The organism is Oribacterium sp. WCC10 (assembly GCF_900113415.1).
Taxonomy (GTDB): Bacteria; Bacillota; Clostridia; order Lachnospirales; family Lachnospiraceae; genus Oribacterium.
On record NZ_FOPH01000001.1, the window covers coordinates 179,137 to 200,948 of the forward strand.

Here is a 21,812-nt window from a genome sequence, read left to right on the forward strand (position 1 = left end):
GTATGAAGCTTTATTTCATTGGTGCGAATCATGAAGTTACCGGATCGCTGCATTATCTTCATGCGGCAGGACTCAAGATACTTGTTGATTGCGGTATGGAGCAGGGGATGAATCATTATGAGAATGTTCCGCTTCCCATCAAGTATTCGGATGTCGATTACATTCTTTTGACCCATGCGCACATTGACCATTCGGGCATGATTCCCTATGCATACAAAAACGGTTTCAACGGAACTGTCGTTACTACCAAAGCTACCGAAGCCCTTGCCAATATCATGCTCAGAGACTCGGCACACATTCAGATGCAGGAGGTTGAATACAAAAACAGGAAAGGACGAAGAGCGGGTGTAAATGACGTCTTCCCGATCTACGATTTAAATGATGTTAACGGCGTTCTGGATCATTTTCAGGGCGTAGACTATAACCAGGTTGTGGAGCTTGGAGACGGTGTCAGAGTCAGATTTATAGATGCCGGACATCTTCTTGGCTCGGCTTCCATTGAAGTGATGATCACCGAAAACGGCATCTCGAAGAAGCTGGTATTCTCCGGAGACATTGGAAATTCGGACAAACCACTCATCAGAGATCCTCAATATATACACGATGCCGACTATGTTATCATGGAGTCTACATACGGCGACAGGCTTCATGACAGAGATGTCGATCATGTCAAGGATCTTGTGGAGATAACACAGCGGACACTGGACAGAGGCGGTAATGTGGTAATGCCGGCATTTGCAGTGGGAAGAACGCAGGAGCTCCTCTATCTGTTCAGACAGATAAAGGCCAATAAGCTTGTGACGGGGCACGGAGACTTTCCTGTTTACGTGGATAGCCCGCTTGCGGTTGAAGCGACTCATGTATTCACCCAGAATCTTGCAGCGTGCTATGACGATGAGACGAAGGAACTTGTCATGAAGGGAATAAACCCTATTTCCTTCAAGGGACTGAATCTCTCGATCACATCGGAAGAATCAAAGATGATCAACTTTGACGATACGCCAAAGGTTATCATTTCCGCATCCGGAATGTGTGATGCCGGTCGAATCCGCCATCATATCAAATACAATCTCTGGAGGCCGGAATCCACCATCGTTTTCGCCGGATATCAAAGCGAGGGAACATTGGGCAGGATACTTCTTGATGGCGCAAAGTATGTAAAGATGTTTGGCGATGAGATAGCTGTAAGAGCCGAGATTGCCCGCATGCCTGCCATGTCATCACATGCGGATCAGGAAGGTCTTCTTAAATGGATATCTGCCTACGATCTCAATAAGCCGGACAGAGTATTCCTGGTGCACGGTGACGATGGCTCTATGAAGGTATTTTCGGAACTTATAAATGAAAGGCTCGGATATACGGTGGAGTGCCCGTATTCGGGTTCGGTTTTCGACCTTGCATCGAATCAATGGGAGATCATCGGAGCTCCGGTGGAGGCTGTGAGAATTATAGAGTACTCATCAAGCGGTATCCCCGGCAGAAGAAAGTCCTCCGATGCCGCGTATGACAGGCTTATGTCTGCATACAATAAACTTCTTACTGCGGTGAAGGCGAACTACGGAGGCACCAACAAGGATCTCGCCAAGTTTACGGATCAGATGCTCAATCTGTATGACAAATGGATACGATAATCACGAACGTGTGAATGAGGAGCCACCCGGGAGGGTGGCTCTGATATTTTGTTCATAGACGGCAATGGAGCTCTGCTTAATACCGTGTTTAGCTATACAACCGCGCACGAATGTGTGCGTTGGCGCTAATCGGTGAGTGGCAAATACTTTTGACACTCACGTCTTAATATCTGTTGTGAAAAATGTCGGAAATATGTCATAATAGTTGCCGATGAAATGATTTTCATTTACTAATCAATGTATCTGTATATCCAACAGTATGGTAAGAAAATGTGGGCCGGCGCCCGCCCTGCATTTTCTGTAATAGAGATGACTTAACGAAAGCAAAACTTTCAATAGATCAACACTTTTACCATAGATGTAAGGATTGTTAAGGACACGGGATTATGCTTCGGAAGGGGACGTATGCGAAGAGTTTCGAATAGAATGTTATGGGAGATAATGGTGCTGATGCTTGTGTGTACCATCATAACCCTTGGGGTAAAGATAATTCTGAAAAACAAACTTGCGACTTACGAAGCGGCTGCCATGACTGCTGCCCGGCCTCAGGAAACGGAAGAACAGCTCATCATTGCTTCCGAGATAGAGGAAACAGGAGAAAATGCCGTGGATCTTCTGAAGAAATACAATGATCATTTTGAAGAGATGGACATGTTGTATGACCAGACCTCCGGCATGGAACAGGATGAAGCCCACGTTGATGCATACAAGAAAATTGCCGGCCTCTGGGACAGGGAACTTAAGTCACTTGGAGATGACATTTCCCGTGGAATGATGGAAAATGAGAAGAAGATGTACTTTGATTCGGAAAATACATTCCTTGTTTCGAGAAATCACGAGTGTATGAAGGCTGTGGGGCATGATAAGGTAAGTGTCATAGAAAAGATTGATTATCTGGACAGGTACATTAAGCTCACAAGAGAGCATTGCATGGACCTTGTTAAAGATTATTCATCCTATCTTGCAAGTTAAAATACCCTGTGATATATTTTACAAGTTAATGTCTATTTATTATTAGCCATAAATGGCCAGAATGTTTTAGAAAAACGAGGAGATATTATAATGCAGTACAGAGGCGTAAATGAATTACGTGAACTGTTCCTTAACTTCTTTGAGGAGAAAGGATGCTTACGCTTAAACAGTTTCTCACTGGTTCCACATAATGACAATTCATTGCTTATCATCAATTCCGGTATGGCACCTATGAAGCCATGGTTCACCGGACAGGAGATACCGCCTAGACGCAGAGTTACCACATGTCAGAAGTGTATCCGTACCGGTGATCTTGAAAATGTAGGTAAGACAGCACGTCACGGTACATATTTCGAGATGCTTGGAAACTTCTCTTTCGGAGACTACTTCAAGAAAGAAGCTATTCCATGGGCATGGGAGTTCCTTACAGAACGTGTGGGACTTGATCCGGAGAGGCTTTATCCGTCAGTTTATGTTGACGATGAAGAAGCCTACAACATCTGGCTCAACGATATGCATATTCCTGCAGAACGTATATATAAGTTCGGCAAAGAAGATAACTTCTGGGAGCATGGTTCAGGCCCTTGCGGTCCATGTTCGGAGATCTACTATGATCGTGGAGAGAAGTACGGCAACGGTCCTGAGGATGTGATGGGAGGAGAAGGCGATCGTTTCATGGAAGTATGGAACATTGTTTTCAGCCAGTTCAACAACGATGGCGAGAATCATTACACAGATCTTGTACAGAAGAACATAGATACAGGTATGGGCCTTGAGAGACTTGCTGTAGCTGTTCAGGATGTGGCATCTATCTTCGATGTAGATACACTTAAGAGTCTTAGAGACCTTATCTGTGAGATCGCTGGCGGAATAGAGTATGACAAGCCTGAGACACATGAGTCTGACGTATCTGTACGTATCATCACAGATCACTCACGATCAATGACATTTATGATCTCAGACGGTATCATGCCTTCAAACAACGGAAGAGGCTATGTACTTCGTCGTATCATCCGTCGTGCAGTTCGTCACGGAAGAAAGCTTGGTATCAAGGGTTCATTCCTTCCTACACTTGTTGAGAGGGTTATCGAGACTTCAAAGGATGGTTATCCTGAGCTTGATGAGAAGAAGGATTTCATTCTTAGCGTAGTCAAGGCTGAGGAAGAGAAGTTCGAGAAGACTTATGAGCAGGGCATGGAGATCCTTGAAGAGATGGAAGCAGCACTTGCCGCATCAGGCGAGAAGGTGCTTTCAGGCGAGGATGCATTCAAGCTTTATGATACATACGGATTCCCTGTTGACAACACAAAGGAGATCCTTGAAGAGAAGGGCTTCACAGTAGATGAAGAGGGCTTCAAGGCTGCCATGGAGAAGCAGAAGAAGCAGGGACGTAAGGACAGACTTGAGTCCGGAAAGATGTCTGAGTACAGCGGACACGCTGCAACAGTTTATGACGAGCTTGATCCTGAGATCAGCTGTTCATTCGATGGATATGATAAGCTTGAGATGGAGAGCAAAATTGTATCCATGGTATCTCTCGGTGAAGAGGAAGCTGTTGTTGAGGCTCTTTCGGACGGTGAAGAGGGTGCCATCATTACTGAGGCTACACCATTCTACGGAACCATGGGCGGTCAGGTAGGAGACACAGGTGTTATCGTTCTCGGCGAGGATTCTCAGGATGAGGCTGCAAAGCTCGGAAATGGTGCTGCTGTATTTGAAGTTAAGAAGACAGAACATATCGGAGGCAATAAGATCGCACATATCGGTGTGATGAAAAACGGTATGATCAAGCTTAACGATACAGTTACTCTTAAGGTTGACGCTGCAAATCGTATGGATACCTCAAGAAACCACTCTGCTACACACCTTCTTCAGAAGGCACTCCGTGAAGTTCTCGGAACTCACGTAGAACAGGCAGGTTCATTCCAGGATGCAGGCAGAACCAGATTTGACTTCTCACACTTCCAGGCTATGACTAAGGAAGAACTCAAGAAAGTTGAGGATATTGTTAATGAGAAGATCCGTGAAGGTCTTTTGGTAAGAACAGATGTCATGACTCTCGAAGAGGCTAAGAAGTCAGGCGCTATGGCACTTTTCGGTGAGAAGTACGGTGCAGAGGTCAGAGTTGTACGTATGGGTGACTTCTCTGTAGAGCTTTGTGGTGGTACTCACGTTGAGAATACACTTCAGATCGGTCAGTTCAAGATCGTAAGCGAGTCCGGAGTTGCTGCCGGTGTAAGACGTATCGAGGCTCTTACAGGCGAGAATGTACGTAAGTACTATGAGAACCTTGAAAAGGAAATCAATGCTGCAGCCGAGCTCGTTAAGGCTACACCTGCAACTCTTGCGGAGCACATCAAGTCACTTCAGAAGGAACTCAAGGACCTTAAGAGTGAGAACGAAGCTCTCAAGAGCAAGGAGGCAAAGAACGCACTTGGCAATGTTATGGACAATGTAACAGAAGTCAACGGGGTGAAGTTCCTTGCAGCACATGTTGCGGGAGTTGATATGAACGAGCTTCGTAACCTTGGTGATGATCTCAAGGCCAAGCTTCAGGAAGGCGTAGTGCTTCTTATCTCTGACAAGGACGGCAAGGTATCCATGGTTGCCATGGCTACAGATGCAGCTGTAAAGGCAGGCGCACATGCCGGTAACCTCATCAAGGCAGTGGCTCCTATCGTAGGCGGCGGCGGTGGAGGACGTCCTAACATGGCTCAGGCCGGTGGTAAGGATGCTTCCAGAATCGATGAGGCTGTAGAGAAAGCTCAGGAAGTTATCAAAGAGCAGATTAAATGATGTGATTTTATGAAGCAGTCAACCATGTGTATGCAGGCCGGGGATGCAGTGGCACATTGCGCAAAGCATTCCGGCAGCGGCCTTGTTATGCACTTGTTGAAAATAGATATTGAAATCTTTAAAGGTTTCAAGGTATAATACATAATGCTGACCAACATTTTGACAGGAAACATAAATTTGATAAAGGTTTATGCTTGACGAATGTGAATCATGTGTTATAATTATTCAGAGTTTGTACCCGAAGGGAGGTTTGGGTTTCAGCATGTCAAATGTTATCGTAAAAGAGAACGAGTCTCTTGACAGCGCTTTACGTAGATTCAAGAGAAACTGCGCTAAGGCTGGCATTCAGCAGGAGATTCGCAAGAGAGAGCATTACGAGAAGCCATCTGTAAGACGTAAGAAGAAGTCTGAGGCGGCTAGAAAGCGTAAGTTCAACTAATCGTAAATATATGATTATGTAGCCCTGATTCAGAGATGATTCAGGGCTTTTTCTCGTATTAGAGATATTTCGCAACATTGTAGCATCTGTTTGACTTGCAGATTTATCTTTTTACCGTAGCATAGTGTAGACATTATGCAGAAACGGTATAATTCCGCATATGAGCAAAAGTATCGGGAAGGTATCCCGTTTGTCCGGTACAGGAGTTACATGTGGATGCAAAGGACTAAAACAAAAATATTACTGGAGGAAGCGTTTCTTGGCAATTGTAGAGTCAATTATGGATATCCCTATGGAGCACGAAATGAACGTGCTCGGACAGTTGGACTTTAATATAAAAAAGATAGAAAGAGCCTTTGATGTGACCATCATCGACAGAAACGGTGTATTGAAGATCATCGGAGAAGAGGTAGCTGCCGAGAAAGCGAAGGAAGTTATCAAGAAGCTTTTGCAGCTTAGCCAGCGTGGAAACACCATCACCGAGCAGAATGTGGATTATGCCATTTCTCTCAGTTTTTCCGAGAAGATCAAAGGCAATCAGATGATTGAGATCGATAAGGATATACTGGCAAGAACCGTCCTCGGTAAGCCGGTAAAGCCCAAGACCATCGGACAGAAGGATTATGTTGATGCTATCAGAAACAACATGATCACCTTCGGAATCGGACCTGCAGGTACCGGAAAGACTTACCTCGGTATGGCTATGGCTATCACAGCTTTCCGTCAGCAGGAGGTGCAGCGCATCATCCTCACAAGACCTGCCATTGAGGCCGGAGAGAAGCTTGGTTTCCTGCCCGGCGATCTTCAGTCAAAGGTGGATCCGTATATGAGACCGGTTTACGATGCGCTTTATTCCATCATGGGGGCTGAGCAGTATCAGTCCAATTCGGAGAAGGGGCTGATCGAGGTTGCGCCTCTTGCCTATATGAGAGGACGTACTTTGGACAATGCCTACATCATTCTTGATGAGGCGCAGAATACAACACCGGCTCAGATGAAGATGTTCCTTACACGTATCGGTTTCGGTTCAAAGGTTATCATCACCGGAGACCTGACACAGAAGGATCTTGAAGAAGGAAAGAAGTCAGGACTTGAGGATGCCATGAGAGTTCTCAAGGGAGTTGAAGGAATCGAGTTTGTTGAGCTTACCAGTGCAGATGTTGTGAGACATCCGCTTGTACAGCGCATCGTCAATGCCTACGAGAAGGATGAGGAGAAACGCGCAAAGAGAGCAAGGCAAAGAGAAACGTCCGAGAAAGACTTTGGTGAGCAGAGGAATGAAACCCGCCATAGAAGAGGATGATTTCTGTTTTCTGGCAGGAATATAACTCTCGATGATCAGGTATGCTGACCGGGGATTAAGCCGGATGGACTCGTGATGATGCAGAAGATAAAACATTTTACTGTTATACAGGAGTTTTAAAATGACAGTTAATATAGATTTTGAAGTTGAAAAAAAACTGGACCTTCAGTTTGAAGATATAATCAAAGAAATCATAGCGGCGGCCATAGACTATGAGAAGTGCCCTTATGATTGTGAAGTGAGTGTGGTTATCACTGATGATGACGGCATTCACGAACTTAACAGGGAGACCAGAGGTATAGACGCCCCTACGGATGTGCTTTCATATCCTATGGTTGACTGGGAGAACCCGGCGGATTTTGACAGGATTGACGAGGAGAATTCTGATATATTCAACCCGGATACAGGGGAACTGCTTCTCGGAGATATAGTTCTCAATCAGAATCGTATCGAGTCTCAGGCTGCGGAGTACGGTCATACGGAGAGACGTGAGCTGGCTTTCCTTGTGGCTCACAGCATGCTTCATCTCTTTGGTTACGACCACATGGTTGATGATGAGCGCATAGAGATGGAGAGAAGACAGAAAGAAATATTGGAAGGAAAGGGCTATTTCAGATGAGTGATCAGATAAGAGAAAGTCGGGGCAGACGTACAACGGAGTACAGGACTTCGAGATCACAAAGTCTAAGAGTTCAGAGAACCTTTAGTGAAAGAGCAGACCATGACAGAAGAAACAACTTCATCGTACAGGGGTCATTGCTTGCTGTAGCCAGTATCGTTGTTAGGATCATCGGCATGGTTTACAGGGTGCCCCTTACTGCAATCATCGGAGATGAAGGAAACGGGTACTACACCAGCGCCTACAGCATTTACACGCTGCTTCTGATTCTGTCGAGTTTTTCCATGCCTACCGCGGTTTCGAGGATAGTATCCGGAAATCTGGTTCAGGGCAGATACAAAAATACCCACAGAGTTCTGAAGGCGGCATTTTTTTATGCCACCATCATAGGAAGCATCATGTTTTGCGCACTATGGTTCGGTTCGGATGTTATTTCTTCTGTTTTCCTGAAGAAACCGTTCTGCCGATTCGCCCTTCGTGCACTGGCTCCGACGGTCTGGATCATGGCATACCTCGGAATCCTGAGAGGTTATTTCCAGGGCAGCGGCAATATGGTGCCGACAGCGATATCCCAGATTCTTGAGCAGATACTCAATGCTATCGTATCTATACTTGCTGCAAGTATCCTGTTCAAGCAGGGGCAGACTGCCAATCTTGTATACCAAAGCGACAAGTACGGTACCGCTTTCGGTGCTGCAGGTGGTGCCATTGGTACCGGAGCGGGAGCGTTGACGGCCCTTCTGTTTTTTATAATTCTGTACCTTTCACAGAGAGGGGAAATGCACAGAAATATAAGAAAAGACGACAGCCCGGTTGAAAGCTACGGCGCTATAGGTATGCTTCTTGCCGGAACGATGCTTCCGATACTGATTTCGTCAACTGTCTACAATGTTTCATCGGTTATCGATGATGCTATATTCGGAAACATTATGACCTATCTCGGTAATGGCGATAAGATCGTTGCACAGTGGGGAGTTTTCGGCGAATATCACATTCTTTTCAATATTCCCGTTGCACTTGCCAATGCACTTTCATCATCGCTGATCCCGAGTCTTACCAGGGCAGTGGCTGCTCACAACAGAAAGGATACGGTATCGAGAGTCAGATACAGCATCAGGTTCACCATGCTTATCGCAATCCCGTCCACCATCGGACTCTGTGCACTGGCTGACCCGATCTGCCGCATGCTTTTCCCGGGAAAGAATGTTGAACTTCTCATCATGCTTACAAGGATAGGCGCACTTGCTGTGGTATTCTACTCCATGTCTACCATAAGCAATGCTATCCTTCAGGGACTTGGACATTTAAGCATTCCTCTTGTGAACGCCTTGATGTCACTTGTGATGCACGTGATCTGTCTTATCGGACTTATGCTTACGGGTATGGGCATTTATGCAGTGGTTCTCTCTAACATTATCTTTGCATTCATGATGTGCTTCCTTAATCAGGTGGCTATCAAGAAGCATGTGCGTATGAGACACGGCATGAGAGAAACTTACGTGCTTCCGACTATTGCCGGAATCCTCATGGGAATAGTTGCATTTGGAACATCCTTTGGAATCCGCATGGTTCTTCCTGAGGCTGAGAGATACAGTCGTATAGGTTGTGCTATCATGGTGGCACCTGCGGTGGTGCTGGCAGTGATCGTGTACTTCGGTGCGCTGATCAGGATGAATGCTTTCACTGAGGAAGATCTCGACAATATGCCCCTTGGCGGAAGACTGAAGAGATTTGTACGTTAATTAAATAGAATATCTAAGGAAAAACGGATTGATAACTGACGGAAATGATTTTTTGAATATTTGACGGATAAGTATGGTAAATAAAAGAATAGATGTGGCTGTCATAGGTGCCGGGGCTGCCGGTATGATGGCGGCTATAGAAGCTGCCGGGGCGGGAGCAAAGGTTCTTCTCATCGAGAGGAATTCCCAGCCGGGGAAAAAACTGGCCACAACAGGAAACGGAAGATGCAACTATACAAATCTTGATATGACCGGTCTTGCTGGAGGGAAGTACAGAGGACAAAACCCTGAATTTGCCGAGTTTGCGCTTGATGCGTTCGGACCTGAAAGGGCTGTGGAGTGGTTTTGTGAACTGGGAATCGAGCCTAAGTACAGAGGCGCTTATGTGTATCCGAATTCCGACCAGGCGTCCTCTATGGTTATGGCACTTTGGGATGAAGTTATCCGGGCCGGAGTCGAGGTTCGTTTTGACACACTTATCAGGAGGATAAGAAAAGAAAGGCCTGCTGATTTGAAGCCTCAGCATAAGAGGAAACCAGATTCCGCTGCGAATCTGGAAAAATCAGCCAATCTGGCGGAAAGTTCGGCTACTTCAAAGTATGCCGAAAAGGCGGAAGCATCCGATGGCTTTGTACTTGAAATCGAGGGCGATGATTCCGTGATTCGGGCAAAGAAACTGATTGTTGCCACCGGATCCAAAGCTGTGCCCAAAACCGGTTCCACAGGGGATGGATATGTCTGGGCAAAGTCTATGGGGCATTCCATGGTGCCTGTTGTACCTGCACTTACAGCAGTAAAGTGCAAGGGAAAACAGTATAAAGATATGGCCGGAGTAAGAACCGATGCGAAGCTTACTGTGAAAGTTGGCAGAGAGATTGTTGCTACAGAGGAAGGAGAACTTCAGCTTACCGACTATGGAATCTCGGGTATTCCGGTTTTTCAGATTTCAAGATATGTGGCCTATGGACTAAGAGAAGGTAAGGAGGCGGTAGTGTATATCAACTTCCTTCCGCATATTACCGATAAAAAGGAAGAGATATATGCCTATTATAAAAAGAGGGCAGAGAGACTTTCACATAGAGATATGGGCGGGTTCTTTACAGGGCTTCTCAATCAGAAGCTTGGAAATGTGCTTTTGCAGCTGGCAAATATTGACAGGAAACTGCCGGTTTCAAAACTTTCCGAGAAGCAGCTCAATTCTCTTAGCGCTTTGACAGTAAGTTATAAAGCGGAGTGTGAAGAGGTGAATCCTTTTGCAAATGCTCAATGCGCAGCAGGCGGTATCACCACTTCCGAAGTCGATCCTAAAACCATGGAATCAAAATTAGTAAAAGGCCTTTATTTCGCAGGGGAGATTCTTGATATAGACGGAATCTGCGGAGGATACAATCTCCAGTGGGCCTGGAGCTCAGGATATCTGGCAGGAAGAGCAGCCGGAAAATGATAAGGATGCTTTTGTGGTCCGGAAGTGTAAAATGTGAGATGATCGCTCAAGTTTATGAAACTTGAGCGGTTTTTTTATGCCTTGAAATCACATTTGTCTGTGGATTTTTGTTAAAAACGTTAAATAATTAACACTTATTTGGTGCAATTTATCTTAAATAGTAATAATAAGTATTAACATTTAATTACCAAATTATAAATTTGATCCATAATTTAAGTGAAAGTCTAACTATCGTTCTGATATATTAAGAAAGCCGCTGTTTTTCGGCATTAGGTACTAAATTTTTAAGTGCTAATATTAGGGTGTAGTTATGAAAAAAAAGAAAAATTCTATCAGGGGAAAGTTCAAGAAGGGATTGGCGACTCTGCTCACTGCGAGCCTTGTCGTATCAGCGGTACAGATACCGGCCTTCGCGAAGAATTCAGAGGAAGTTACAGAGTCTAGTGCTTCCGTTTCCGGAATTTTTACTAAGAAAATTGTACTTGACCTTTTAAGCGAGGATTTGAAGGAAGCGGCTCTTACAGCTATCCGTGAGAATCGTCTCTTCGATGCACAGGATTACCTGGGTGCAACCTCGGACAGTGAAAAGGCCATTAGAGAATATGAAGCATTCTTCAACGAGAATCCGGGACTTTATGTAGTAGAAGTTCCTGATTCTGTCAAGGATACTCTTTCCGGTGAGGCTGATGCGGAACTCCGCATATTCGTTCAGAAGGACGCGAAGAAAGCGAAAGTTGATCTCAAAGATGATTTCAATGATTTAACAACAGAAGAAATAACAGGAACTGAAGTTACTGAAGCGACAGATGAAACAGCAGTAACAGAAGATGCAGAAACCGCATCAAAGGATGTTGAGTTCCGCTATGGTACGGACAAGGACATCATTCTTTACGAGCCTTCATCAGATGTAGACACTCTGGTAAACGGTGGAGAAGATGCAGTTTACGTTGATCCTGAGCAGGTTGCAGTCGACAACTTGGACTATGAACTTACAGGCAACGAAAAGATTACATTCATGTTTGTCAATGAATCTGAAGGAACTGTTAAGTTTACTTTGAATGTTGATGGCGTCACGTATGATAAGGTTGAGGTTGGCGGTAGAAAAGCTGCTCTCAAGAAGATCCTTGATGAGGCTGGCATCAAGAAGACTGATTCCAGGGCTACTGCGTCTACCGTAAAGAAGACTGACAAGACAGAAATAAAGGCATCGGAAGATACAGCAGTTACAGTAGAGACAACTCGAAAGGCTGTAGAGTCAAAGACAAAAGTTGTTGAAGAAGCTGTGGAAACCGTAGTGTCAGATACAAAGGTTACTGAAACAGAGACTACAGAAACTGTAGAGTCAGATGCAAATGTGACTGAAACAAAGACTGCAGAAACTGAGGAGCCTGATACAGGTGCCAATGAAACAGAGATCTCATCTGAGACAGGAACCGGGACTACAGAAGCTTCTAATGAGAAGATTTTTATAGATGGGTCTGACTCTCAAGCAAGTGAAGTTATGGCAACAGAGGCCTTCGGTGGTGACGATGAGCAGTCTGTAGTGGTTATCGAAGAGACTGAGGCTGAGACAGAGAAACAGGAAGTTCAGGAAAAGACCGATAAGTCTGAAACAAAGGAAACCATTCCTGAGAAGATCGCAGCAGCTATTCATGATGTTGCAGACAAGTTTTTCGGAAAAATAGTAGCATTTGCAGATGATGAATCAGACGAGAATCGTGAGTATGTTCCTGAAGAGGAAACGGCAGCTTATGTAGAAGAGAAAGAAACAGAAGCGGTTGCTGAAGCTGTTCAGGAGACAACATTAGCAGCTGAAACAGAAGCAGTTGAAGAGATCACTTCTGAAGAAACAAAAGCAGTAGTTGAAGAGACTACTGCCGTAGAAACAACTGTTGCAGAAAGCGCAATGGCTGAAACAACTGTCGCCGAAACTTCTGTGACTGAGACCACAGCAACAAAGGAAACAGAGGCTCATGTAAAGAATACAGACAAGAGGCCCAAGGTTGCTTCTGCATCTGAAATCGATTCAGAATACGATGACTTTGCAAAGGAACTCATCGCTGAAGTGAAGAAGGCTGTTGAAGAAAATAAAGAAGCAGCCATGGAATGCATCAAGGTTGCAAAGATAGCTCAGTACTCCATCAATGAACTTGGAAAGGTTCATTACGAGACTGAGGTCGACGGATACACCGTAGAAGTATTTGCACCAAAGAATGCTTTCGGAAAGAGCACTCCAACCCTCAATGCTAAAAAGCTTTACAAGCCGGAGGAAAAGGGAGATTCAAAAGATGTCCTTTCTGATGAAGAAGTAGCAGAGCTTAAGAAAAATGATATCTATGACAACTCACAGTCACTTGATATCAATTTCACAGATTTCTGGGGCAAGGAAGTAGAACCTTCCGAGCCTGTGAAGGTAAGAATCACTCTTAACGATGAAGACCTTCTCAAGAAGATAGATGCATCTTCACTTGAGGTTCATCACTTGAAAGAGACAGACAGCACATTGAAAACTGAAAAGGTAGCTGCAACTGAGGATGTCAAGGTTCTCGATGAAAACGACGAGCAGATTTCAGAGGCTGATCTTAAGGTGAACCCGGAGACATCTGAGGATGACGAAGAAAGCAGCGCAGTAGAAGTTACAAGTGCAATCGCAGAGTTTGAAGTTGAGAGCTTCTCTACATTCACTATAACCTGGACATGGTGGTTACTTTTGGCGACTGATACATATAATATCACCGTGCATTATGTTAAGGAGAACGGACAGGAACTTACAGCCGTTAAAAACGTTCCCTTTAAGGATCTTGGAGATGGAGATGTTGTACTATCAAGAGTACAAGGCGGAGTGACAGACTATGAGTATAAGGAGGCCAGACTTGGTAGTGCGACCGGTGATGTTGTTGCGACAGTTAGCGCGAGAGACATGGGTATCTTTGGTCACAAAGTTGATTTTTATAATGAGAATGGAAAAAGAGTTGCAGCTGTTGATTATAATACAGATATTTTCCTGATATATAAAAAGACAGAGTATCCGGAGGGCGGACGTCTTGATCCGAATAAGTTTGGTAAACCTGTGGCAGAGAAGAAGTTGGAGGCAAATAAGAATAATGACGGCACTTACACATTGACACTCAGTGTTGAGGGAAAATCAGAATCTAAAGACTTAAATTCAGGAAAAGCTAATGTACTTGTGGTTTTAGATGTGTCCGGAAGTATGGATGAAAATAGTAATGGCAGATTGACAATTGCTAAGACCGCCATAAACAATCTTGCTGAAAAACTGTTAAAAAATAATGAAAAAGTAAAGGATAATGTTCAAATCGGACTTATCACTTTTTCCAGCGCTGTAAAAGACATATCAAGTAAATCATATACATCGTTAGCTGCTTTTGAGAAACAAGTAAATAAGCAGAAAGCAGGAGGCGGAACAAACTGGGAAGCCGCACTGCTGGAAGCAAACAAATATGATTTTAAGAATGGCTACCCTGTATACATAATTTTTGTATCAGATGGGGCACCGACTTTCAGGATAAACGCTAACGGGGATACGAGTGATGTAAAGTATCTAAACAGTGACTTTACACAACCTGGTATTTTAGATCATTATGGAAAGTACCGTGTATATGGTTTAGGTGACGAAGATCCTAGTGATATTTGTTTGACTGCTGCGCAAACAGCCGCAAAGTCAATCAGAAATGCAAACAAAAAACTCTATGTAGTAAACGCATTTAGTAAAACTGAAGCAGAAAACCATATGAAATCTTTGTTTGATAATGATGCAGATAAGACAAACAATTATTTCGATGCTTGGGACCAGACTAAATTAAATGCTGCATTTGACAAGATTTGTAATGAGATAACCCAGAACATATCATACACAAATGTTGGAATAACTGACGGAATCACAAGCCATACAGCTACAAGTATTAAAACGTCGGATAATGGAATAATCACATCGGGATTAAAATACGATGTCTACATGACCAAGAATGGAGAAAAGATAGATTCATCATCGAAGAGTCTTAAGGAAAAGCTTGGAATCACAAAGGCAGAGGCAGAGAAACTTTCAAAAGAACTTGATGATGAACTAAAAACTGTTAAGGCTAATGCTGCAAAATTTGGTGAAGTTGAGGGTACACCTACTGTTGATTGGCAGGTGGGTGGTGCAAACCATAAGTTATTGGATGGTGTAACATATTCGGCAAGTTTTATTGTATGGCCGGATCAGGGCATATTCGATGCTGTTGCGGACAGTTCAAATGGAAAAGAGATTTCGGCACAGGATCAGAAGACAATCGACGAGGGTTGGACCACAAACACTCAGGCATATGTTAAGTATTCTGTGCTAAATGAGGTGACCGGTGAAAACAATGCTCCGATTAAAAAACCTGATTTTGAATTATCTAATCCAGATCCGATCAATATTTCCGTAACTGATCTTGGTGTTGAGAAGATTTGGCAGCTTAACAATATAACAGATGAAGCTCAGAAGAGTTTTGTTAATAAGGACAATTTAATTTCTCTTGATTTGTACAAGGATAGTTTTAAGGATGAGGAAAACACTCCTGAACCTTATATATCAGGAATTACATTTGTTACAGATCCTGAAAATTCTGAGAACAATAGCTTTACCGCAACAGAAGACAAACAGAACAATCAGATAATCTGGAAACATAATGAAAGAAAGGCTGTCGCTCCGGGAATTCTTGTATCAGTGCCTGATAAGGCTGGAGATGATTTATTTAAATCTCCGGGAAACACGCCTGTTACTTTTAACGATAACGGAACGGTTAAGAAGTATTACGTACTTGATGAAGGCCATTATTATAAGTTCGATGAGAAGAGCGGTAACAAGCATTTCCAGCTTGAAGATAAGGTTTATCATCCTATGTATGTAGATGGAGTGCTTTATAATGTTTCAATCAGTGATGGAATAATCACAAAAATGGAACTTATGGTTGAACTTGAAAAGTATCGGGATGGAAATACAGAGAAGGTCAGGGCGAAGTCGGAATCCGGAAAGATTACAGCAACAAACAAATTGGCGTTTGATGAACTTACCGTTTCCAATACCTTCACCGGAAATATGTCTAATGCTCAGGCAACTACATTTGCAATTTACCTCTATGAAGATGAAGCCGGAACAAAGCTTAAAACATACAAGGATGTGACAAAGACAGCAGTTCGTGGAGATTCTTCCGAAAAGCAGGATTACATACTGAGTCTTAACAATGATAAGGGAATGGAGAAACAGACAGATGGCGATTATAAGGGCGCATATCTGTTCACTGTTACACCGGAAACAATCAATGATAAAGCTTCTTTAACCATCACTTTGCCGGCAGATGCAATCTACAAGGTCGTTGAGGTAAAGACCGGAACAGGTTATGAAGATTATGACACAGAATCAGCATGGAAAAAGAATAAGACCACTGAGAAGAAGGGTGCAGTTACAGATGTACTTAAGCTTAGTGAGGTTAACCTTGTTGATTATGTAAATAAGAAGGGGGTAGTTACACCGACAGGATTTTCGGATAGTCCATACCCGTTCATAGCCCTTGCACTTGCAGGTTTTGGAGCTTTGGCATTCCTTGCATATGGTCGTCAGAGACGTCGTTTGTATTGGGACTGATAAGTAGTTATAAAGGCAAAAGAAATGGCATCAAAATCATTCGAAGATATTGCAGAGTTTATCAAAGAGATGAGGTTCCGGAAATCCCTTTTCGGAGGGGTGGATGAGCAGAGTGTCTGGAAGAAAATCGAGGACCTGAACAATGAATACAAATCAGTATTCGATGCTCAGGAAACCAGATACCGGACACTCCTCGAGGAGCGTGATCTCGAGATAAAAACATTGAAAGAAAAACTGAATATGGAAGGTGGAGGACGATGATGAGTGCTAAAAACGATGCTCATGGAAACAGTTCTCCCGAAAAGAAGGCATTGGCCAAAGGTTCTGTTGTCGACAAGGCGATAAGAAGCAGAAGAAAGAGACTGAGTCAGATTGAAGATATCAAGTCATTTATCTCGAGACTTCTAGTGATGATTGTCATGATATATATCATGTTTTTCGTTATCTTCGGACTGCAGCCTATGGCTAATGACGACATGAAACCAAGAATCAGCGCAGGTGATCTGATGCTTTATTACCGACTTGAGACACGTATCAATTCCGATGATGTTGTGGTTTTTCAAAAGGAAGGAAAGACCTATACCGGAAGAATCGTGGCTAAGGGAGGAGATAAGGTTGAAGTCACTGATGATTCAGCACTTAAGATCAACGACAGCACGATGATTGAGAGTGACATTTTCTACGCTACACCTAAGTATGATGACTATGTGGAGTATCCGCTGACACTCGCAAATGATGAATATTTCATCCTTTGCGATTACAGAAACGGAGCTAAAGACAGCCGTTACTTCGGAGCAGTGAAGAAATCAGAAATCAAGGGTAAGGTTATCACCATCATCAGGCGATCAAATCTGTGAGGACTTATCCGGAAAACACGAACAAACAAGTATGGAATATGTAAGACCGTATCAGGCGCCTATACATCTTATAGGCGTACTTGTAAGGATGTATAGACATCTGATGCGCTGGGGTTATATATTGCAGTACTTATTTGGATAAAAAGAAACCATAGGATATTAATTAGTAAAAGAGGGTTAGTAGTTATGAGAAAGAATGTAAACAAACTCGCAACACTTGTTATGACAGGTATGCTTGCAGCATCCATGAGTTTTTCAGCTTTCGCTGATGATGAGGTTGAGACTGCAGCAGCATCTAGTGTTAAAGAACTTACTATCGGAAAGAAATTAACAACAGATAAAAAGACATATGCACCTGAGACAGAATTTATGCTTACTGTTGAAGCTGATGATCGTAAAAAAGAAGATGCTAGTTCTGTACAGTTTAAAAAAGTAGTAAATGGTGAGCTTAAGGCACTTGAAGGTGAGAAGTATTCTGTGACAAAGGGTACAGCCGGTCAGGCAGAAAAAATAACAGTTACAGGTGCAAAGTTCGCACCATTTACTGATGAAAAAGATGAAGAAGGTAATGTTACCGCTACAAAGATAGAGCCTAATAGTGAAGGTGAATATACATCTGAGTTTAAGGTATCTATTCCACAGGATATTTTCGATGCAACAGGTGTTTATTCATTCAAAGTTACAGAGACTGACAGTAAGTACACAGGTATCAAGTATGATGATACTACATACTATATGTATGTGAGTGTTATAAATGAGCAGAATGAAGATGGATCATACGTATATGTTACTGATCCTGTGACAAATAAGAAGAAAGCAGTTCTTAAGATAGATAAAAATGTAATAATTGCTAAGGCAGATGGTACTAAAATTACTGAAATCACAAATGACTTTGGTAAGAGCTATGATACAACACATGATCTTACTGTTACAAATAAGGTAACAGGTAATGCCGGTAATCAGGAGAAGAAGTTTGCTGTTAATATTGCAGTTAAGCCAAAGAAGAATTTAACAAAAGGTGTTGCTGCTTCTGAGGAGCAGTATTTTGCCATTACTGATTTAAACGGAAAAGAACTTGCGGATCCAATAAATTCTAATAATGGTAGACAGATACAGTTATCAAGTGGAGAGTCTTTTGTGATTCATGGTATTACAGAAGATTATGATGTTTATATAGCTGAGCCTGAGGCACGCAAGGATGGTTATAAATCAACTTATGAAATCACAGATAATGGCACAGGCGATAAAGCCCAGAATACAACAAAAGCACTTGACATTGTCAATGATTATCAGGATGCAACCCCATTTAATGTAGTAAGTGACGGTGCTAAATATACAATCACAAACAATCGTGAGAACGTAACTCCTACAGGTGTTGCTATGGATATCGCTCCATACGCTCTTATGGTAGCTCTTGCAGGTGGCGCAGCAGCAACATTCCTTCGTAAGAGAGAGTCTTTCGAGGACTGATACATAATTAAGTTTTTTAAAGAAAATTGATTTGAAAGATACGGTGAGGTGTTCCCAAAGGTGAACACTTCACTGATTAAAAGAATCAGCAATTGCACATGGATGTGGGTATTGGCATTGATCGGTGAGCGACAATACCAGTGGCATTCAAGTCATAAGATTTTCTGAATTGTAAATATGTAAAGGGGAGGCCTGATGGAAAGAGCTGCAGCATTTGCCAGAATCGGCAATCAGATACTTGGATTCATAGCTTCAATTATGATCCTTACGATGTTTGCCTACGGCGGATATTCTCTGTGGGATGTATACTCAACATTTAGCGGTGCTTTCGTATCAAGTGACCTTCTTAAGTTTAAACCCGGGGTTCAGGGTAATAATGCTCCGACATTTGAGGAATTAAGAAAGATCAACAGGGACGTTAAAGCCTGGATAACGGTAGATGATACTCATATCGACTATCCTGTAGTACAGGGCAGCGATGATATGGAGTATGTCAACAAGGATGTATACGGAGAGTTCTCACTTTCCGGGGCTATATTTATATCGGCTCACAACAAACAGGATTTCAGTGATTCCTACAATCTTTTGTACGGACATCACATGGACAATGGCGGTATGTTCGGTGACGTCATGGAGTTCATAGATGAAGATTACTTCAACAAACACCGGACGGGTAAGCTTTTTCTGCCTGATGAGACATTTGATATAGAGATTTATGCATTGATTGAATGTGATGCATACGACAGATATATTTACAATGTCGTTGATGCCATGAACGATATGGATGGATTTCAGACCTATATCAGGGAAAATGCTACACACTATAGAGATATTGATGTAAAAGCGGATGACAGGATCATCAGCTTATCGACATGTGTTGATGCTCAAACTAACGGACGAGCAGTTGTTTTGGGCCGCATGATATCAACTGAGCAAACTGATTAGGAGGCTCGTAAAGGATGAGTAGAGTATTGAGAAAAAACTATATGGGAGCATTCCTGATGCTGCTGTTTGCTTTATTTCTTAATGTTTCTGCATTTGCAGCGACAGGAAAGTATGAAGCGGATGTAAAGATTCCTGTAAGGATCACACTTGACGGAGAGAAGGCTTCTTCTGAAAAGGTGACGGTTACTCTGACACCGATTGACGGAGCGGATGATTTCGACCAGAATACATTAACAGTAGACGCTAAAAAAGGCGAGACAGTTGAGGCGGCATTTACAAAGACATTTACAGAGCCTGTAAGTTTCAAGTATGAGATCAGACAGGTTGCAGGTGAGACAGATGCGTATATCTATGATGAGACAGTATACACAGCTGTGGTTTTTGTAGAGAATGATTATGACAACAAGGGATTAAAGGCTTCGGTTGTCAAGGTATATAAGGATGATGATACAACGAAGAAGCAGGAAGCTGCCGAATTCGTAAATGTATATAAAAACACTGATTCTGATAAGACTTCAAGTAACGGTGGCGGTAGTTCAAGTGGTTCAAGTGGCGGAAGCTCAGGCAGTGGGAGCGGAAACGGTTCAAGTGACTCTTCTTCAGACGGAAGCGTTCTCGGAGCTGTAAGAGATGCTTTTGATGAAAGCCCTGCCGGTCAGGTTCTTGGTGCAGCCCGTGATGCAGTAGAGAACAGTCCTGTAGGTCGTGTTCTCGGAGCAGCAAGAGGTGCGGTTAAGACAGGTGACAACAGCTTCATGATGGTTTCGGCTCTTTGCTGTATCACAGCAGTGGCAGTTTTTGCCGGTTGGATCATGGCGTTTGTGAAGAGAAGAACGAAGTGATTGGAAGTGCGGATCATAATATATTTATAATATGTAGGGGCGTTGTCATTCGAAAAAGGATGTCGATGCCCCTTTAGTGAAATAAGGGGTCTGGTGATTTGGTTCGGGAGTGTTCCTGAGTGAAAGCTTAGACCGGAATCAACTGGTTTATTGCATCACATCGGAAGGGCCGTGTATTTATGAATTGCGGCATTTAGTGATGCATCCAGGATAATACTACCCGGGCAGAAGTTGTCCGGGTATTTGTAAAACAGACGGAATTTGGAGTGATGTTTTGGAGAAAATATCTTTTGTGGCAAGAGTAGGAAACAGAATATTAAACATTTTTGTGATGTTGTTCGTGGTGGTTGCCATCAGTTACAGCGGTTATGCGCTTTGGGATACCTACAACATTTACAGAGGTGCTTTTCTTGATGATGATCTCTTGAAGTACAAGCCGTATGGCGGACCCGGAGAGGAGAATCCGACACTGGAAGAACTGATGCAGATCAACAAGGATGTCATCGGATGGATAGCTTTGGATGATACTCACGTTGACTACCCGGTGGTGGTCGGCAAGGATGATATGGAGTATGTCAACAAAGACATTTACGGAAACTTTTCGCTGTCCGGTTCGATTTTCCTCACAATGGAGAACAGTCGGGATTTCAGCGATCCATATAATCTTGTGTACGGACATCATATGGATAATGGCGCAATGTTTGGTGACGTAATGGAGTTTATCGACAGGAAATATTTTGACCGTCATAAGACCGGAAGTCTGTATCTTCCGGACATGACCTACGGAATCGAACTTTGGGCCTGCGTTGAGACTGATGCATACGATGATGTTATGTACAATGTCATTAATAAAAAATCCGAAGAGGATATGAAACAGTTCATAAGCTATATTAAGAAGAATGCGACAAATATCCGCGAAGATATGGATATCAGGCCAACAGACAGACTCATCGCGCTCTCGACCTGTGTCGATGCAAGTACCAATGGACGCGCGCTGGTGATCGGCAGACTCGTGGATTGCGCTACAAAATGAACTATTCTTTTTTATTCCCCCATATACTCATACCCTCTATGATATGTTACAATAAACCGAATTGTACGTTATCAATAACATATTCAAAGG

General features: G+C 43.2%; 15 protein-coding genes. All 15 read left to right on the top strand.

Features of this window, described 5'->3' with window-relative positions; all coding sequences use genetic code 11:
- Positions 1-2 precede the first annotated feature (2 nt).
- Positions 3-1,631, top strand: coding sequence for an MBL fold metallo-hydrolase RNA specificity domain-containing protein (locus BM294_RS00640; RefSeq protein WP_091203944.1), 1,629 nt, complete (start codon positions 3-5; stop codon positions 1,629-1,631).
- Positions 1,632-2,057: 426 nt separating this feature from the next.
- Positions 2,058-2,603 carry a hypothetical protein gene (locus tag BM294_RS00645; RefSeq protein ID WP_139225826.1) on the top strand — a complete coding sequence of 182 codons (546 nt, stop codon included), beginning with the start codon at positions 2,058-2,060 and terminating at the stop codon, positions 2,601-2,603.
- Positions 2,604-2,693: 90 nt separating this feature from the next.
- Positions 2,694-5,399, top strand: a complete 2,706-nt coding sequence (alaS, locus tag BM294_RS00650) for an alanine--tRNA ligase (protein ID WP_091203946.1) — start codon at positions 2,694-2,696, stop codon at positions 5,397-5,399.
- Positions 5,400-5,661: 262 nt separating this feature from the next.
- Positions 5,662-5,838 (top strand): 30S ribosomal protein S21, encoded by a 177-nt coding sequence (rpsU, locus tag BM294_RS00655; protein ID WP_005539624.1) that lies wholly within the window; start codon positions 5,662-5,664, stop codon positions 5,836-5,838.
- Positions 5,839-6,097: 259 nt separating this feature from the next.
- Complete coding sequence (locus BM294_RS00660) at positions 6,098-7,141, top strand: PhoH family protein (protein ID WP_091203947.1); 1,044 nt, start codon at positions 6,098-6,100, stop codon at positions 7,139-7,141.
- A gap of 121 nt (positions 7,142-7,262) precedes the next feature.
- Positions 7,263-7,760 carry an rRNA maturation RNase YbeY gene (gene ybeY / locus BM294_RS00665; RefSeq protein WP_091203948.1) on the top strand — a complete coding sequence of 166 codons (498 nt, stop codon included), beginning with the start codon at positions 7,263-7,265 and terminating at the stop codon, positions 7,758-7,760.
- Positions 7,757-9,502: a putative polysaccharide biosynthesis protein gene (locus BM294_RS00670; protein WP_091203949.1), complete on the top strand. Its 1,746-nt coding sequence runs from the start codon at positions 7,757-7,759 to the stop codon at positions 9,500-9,502. The genes ybeY and BM294_RS00670 overlap by 4 nt, the downstream gene beginning before the upstream one ends.
- Before the next feature lie 73 nt (positions 9,503-9,575).
- Positions 9,576-10,946 carry an aminoacetone oxidase family FAD-binding enzyme gene (locus BM294_RS00675; RefSeq protein ID WP_091203950.1) on the top strand — a complete coding sequence of 457 codons (1,371 nt, stop codon included), beginning with the start codon at positions 9,576-9,578 and terminating at the stop codon, positions 10,944-10,946.
- Between the two features lie 310 nt (positions 10,947-11,256).
- Positions 11,257-16,575 (top strand): vWA domain-containing protein, encoded by a 5,319-nt coding sequence (locus BM294_RS00680; protein WP_091203951.1) that lies wholly within the window; start codon positions 11,257-11,259, stop codon positions 16,573-16,575.
- A gap of 24 nt (positions 16,576-16,599) precedes the next feature.
- Complete coding sequence (locus tag BM294_RS00685) at positions 16,600-16,836, top strand: hypothetical protein (protein WP_091203952.1); 237 nt, start codon at positions 16,600-16,602, stop codon at positions 16,834-16,836.
- Positions 16,836-17,432 (top strand): signal peptidase I, encoded by a 597-nt coding sequence (gene lepB / locus BM294_RS00690; protein WP_242944370.1) that lies wholly within the window; start codon positions 16,836-16,838, stop codon positions 17,430-17,432. Before BM294_RS00685 ends, lepB begins: the two co-directional genes overlap by 1 nt.
- A 186-nt stretch (positions 17,433-17,618) precedes the next feature.
- On the top strand, positions 17,619-18,902 hold the full coding sequence (locus tag BM294_RS00695; RefSeq protein ID WP_091203953.1) for a DUF7601 domain-containing protein: 1,284 nt from the start codon (positions 17,619-17,621) through the stop codon (positions 18,900-18,902).
- Between the two features lie 195 nt (positions 18,903-19,097).
- Positions 19,098-19,847: a class B sortase gene (srtB, locus tag BM294_RS00700; RefSeq protein WP_091203954.1), complete on the top strand. Its 750-nt coding sequence runs from the start codon at positions 19,098-19,100 to the stop codon at positions 19,845-19,847.
- Between the two features lie 14 nt (positions 19,848-19,861).
- Positions 19,862-20,689 carry a hypothetical protein gene (locus BM294_RS00705; RefSeq protein ID WP_091203955.1) on the top strand — a complete coding sequence of 276 codons (828 nt, stop codon included), beginning with the start codon at positions 19,862-19,864 and terminating at the stop codon, positions 20,687-20,689.
- Positions 20,690-20,963: 274 nt separating this feature from the next.
- Entirely contained in the window at positions 20,964-21,722 is a 759-nt protein-coding gene (gene srtB / locus BM294_RS00710; protein ID WP_091203956.1) for a class B sortase, read from the top strand.
- Positions 21,723-21,812: the final 90 nt, after the last annotated feature.